Genomic DNA, 2509 nt, shown 5'->3' with positions numbered 1-2509 from the left:
GCTTCGCGGTCCCAGGCATGGTCGAAGCCACGCAGGGCGTGGCTCTACGGTTTCAGTCGACCACGCGGCAGAACACGGCCTTCAGATACCGCGATTCCTGCACGTGCGCCATGAACGGATGATCCGGACCGGCACCGGACACCTTCAGGATCTGGATGGTGCGACCCGAATAGAACGCCGCACGACGCAGCATGTCCAGGAACTGGTCTTCGGCCACCAGGCCGGTGCACGAGAACGTGGCGAACAAGCCACCCGGCTTGACCACGCCGAGCGCCAGCTTGTTCATGTCCAGGTACTTCTTCAGCGCCGTGATGACCTGGTCGCGATCGCGGGTCATCTTGGCCGGGTCCAGGATCACCACGTCGTACTGCTCACCGCGGTTGGCGGCGTCGCGCAGCCACGGGAAGATGTCGGACTGCACGAAGCGCGGACGCACGTTGTTGAGGCGACCGTTGGCCTTGGCGATGCTGATGACGTCTTCGTCGATATCGATGCCCAGCACGTCCGAGGCACCACGCGCCGCCGCGTACACCGCGAAGCCACCGGTGTTGCAGCACAGGTCCAGCACCGACTTGCCTTCCACCAGACCGCTCAGCCACTGGCGGTTCTCGCGCTGATCCGCAAAGAAACCGGTCTTGTGGGCACCCGCCGGGTCGGCACGGAACTTCACCCCGTACTCGGTGATGACCGCCGCTTCGGTGGTGGTGTTGCCGTGGAAGTCGAAACTTTCCTGCTTCTGCACGTGTTCGTCGGCGAAGCTGTGGAAGCGGCAGCCCGGGAACTGCTCGCGCAGCGCCTCGTAGATCCACTCGCGGTGGCGGAACATGCCGGCGGCAAAGAACTCCACCACCACCAGGTCGCCATAGCGGTCCACCACCAGGCCGGACAGGCCATCGCCCTCGCTGTGCACCACGCGCCAGGCGTCGGACACCTCGTCCAGCTTCAGAACCTCACGGCGCAGCGACACCGCCTGCGCGATCTTCCGCGAGAACCAGCCGGCATCAACGGGGACGCGCTGGTCGGTTTCCAGGATGCGCACGGCAATACGGGAATGGCCGTTGTAGAAGCCGCGGCCGATCCACTCCCCATCCACGCCGACCACGTCGACGATGGAGCCGGGCTTGGGACGGGTGGCAGGCTTTTCGACCAGTTTCTGGAAGATCCACGGGTGGCTGGAGCGCCAGGCGTTCTTGAGGCGGACTACGGGGGCAGGGGTATTCATGGGCCTATTGTATCCGGGCGATTTGACGCGGGGCCGGCCAGCCCGCAGAATCGGCCCCAGAAGGGGAGTAGCTCCCAGACGTTGTCGCCGTCATTTCGAGCCCGCAGGCTCCGGTGCAACGGCAGTTCCCAGCCTTGGGGACTGTGAGCAAGACCTTCGCCGTACGGCGAAGCTCTGTCCCTGGACCCCCACTGGTGCTCCGTTGCAGGTCCTCGCCGTCCGGCTTGAGGCTTTTCATTCATTCAACGGACAAACCCATGCAGACGATCGGTAATTTGTGGTTGTGGGGCGGCTTCGGCGCGGTGGTGATCATCGCGCTGCTGGTTGACCTCGTTTTGATGCGCCACGGCGGCCCGCACAAGGTCACCTTCAAGGAGGCGCTGTGGTGGTCGATTGGCTGGGTGGCGCTGGCGCTGGCCTTCAACGGCGGCCTCTGGTACTACCTGAACGAGACCGCCGGCCAGGTCGTGGCCAACAAGGTCGGCCTGGAGTTCCTGACCGGCTATCTGGTCGAGAAGGCCCTGGCGGTGGACAACATCTTCGTGTTCCTGATGATCATGGGCTACTTCGCGGTGCCCGAGGAACAGCGGCAGAAGGTGCTGATCATCGGCATTCTGGGTGCCATCGTGCTGCGTACGATCATGATCTTCGCCGGCAGCGTGCTGCTGACCAAGTTCCACTGGCTGCTCTACGTGTTCGGTGCCTTCCTGCTCTTCACCGGCTGGAAGATGTGGTTCAGCGCCGGCCAGGAGCCGGACCTGGAAACCAACCCGGCCCTGCGCTGGATGCGCAAGCACCTGCGCCTGCTGCCGGACTACGCTGGCAATGCCATGAGCGTCATGCGTGACGGCAAGCGCTGGTACACCCCGCTGTTCGTAGTGCTGATCCTGATCGCGGTCACCGACGTGATCTTCGCGGTGGACAGCATTCCGGCGATCTTCGCCATCACCACCGACCCGTTCATCGTGCTGACCTCGAACGTGTTCGCGGTGCTGGGCCTGCGCGCCATGTTCTTCCTGCTGGCCGGCATGGCGGACCGCTTCCACCTGCTGCCGTATGGCCTGGCGCTGGTGCTGGCCTTCATCGGCGTGAAGATGATGCTGATCGACATCTTCAAGATCCCCACCCCGATCTCGCTGGGCGTGGTGGCCGTGATCATCGGTGCCACCGTGGTGCTGAGCCTGAAGAACCCGCCGAAGCAGGACGCGGCGTAACCCAACCGGGCTGCCCGCGGGGTTTTACCCCCCGCGGGGCCCCCCGCTCCCCGGGGGGTTGCCCTGTTTTTAG

General features: G+C 64.4%; 2 protein-coding genes. One reads left to right on the top strand and one right to left on the bottom strand.

Annotated features, from left to right (window positions below; genetic code table 11):
• Window positions 1–52 precede the first annotated feature (52 nt).
• Window positions 53–1222 carry a class I SAM-dependent rRNA methyltransferase gene (locus tag QMX83_RS21205; RefSeq protein WP_282298602.1) on the bottom strand — a complete coding sequence of 390 codons (1170 nt, stop codon included), beginning with the start codon at window positions 1220–1222 and terminating at the stop codon, window positions 53–55.
• Window positions 1223–1479: 257 nt separating this feature from the next.
• Between QMX83_RS21205 and QMX83_RS21200 the strand changes: the two genes are divergently transcribed.
• Window positions 1480–2436, top strand: coding sequence for a TerC family protein (locus QMX83_RS21200; RefSeq protein WP_282298601.1), 957 nt, complete (start codon window positions 1480–1482; stop codon window positions 2434–2436).
• The last annotated feature ends 73 nt before the right edge of the window (window positions 2437–2509 follow it).

It is taken from the genome of Stenotrophomonas sp. PS02289 (assembly GCF_029960115.1).
Lineage (GTDB): Bacteria > Pseudomonadota > Gammaproteobacteria > Xanthomonadales > Xanthomonadaceae > Stenotrophomonas.
This window is presented reverse-complemented; position numbering and strand designations above follow the sequence as displayed.

What these genes read in the sequence shown, in the direction of transcription:
- QMX83_RS21200 (WP_282298601.1), top strand. Translation starts at nt 1,480, where the DNA reads ATGCAGACGATCGGTAATTTGTGGTTGTGGGGCGGCTTCGGCGCGGTG.
- QMX83_RS21205 (WP_282298602.1), bottom strand. Translation starts at nt 1,222, where the DNA reads ATGAATACCCCTGCCCCCGTAGTCCGCCTCAAGAACGCCTGGCGCTCC.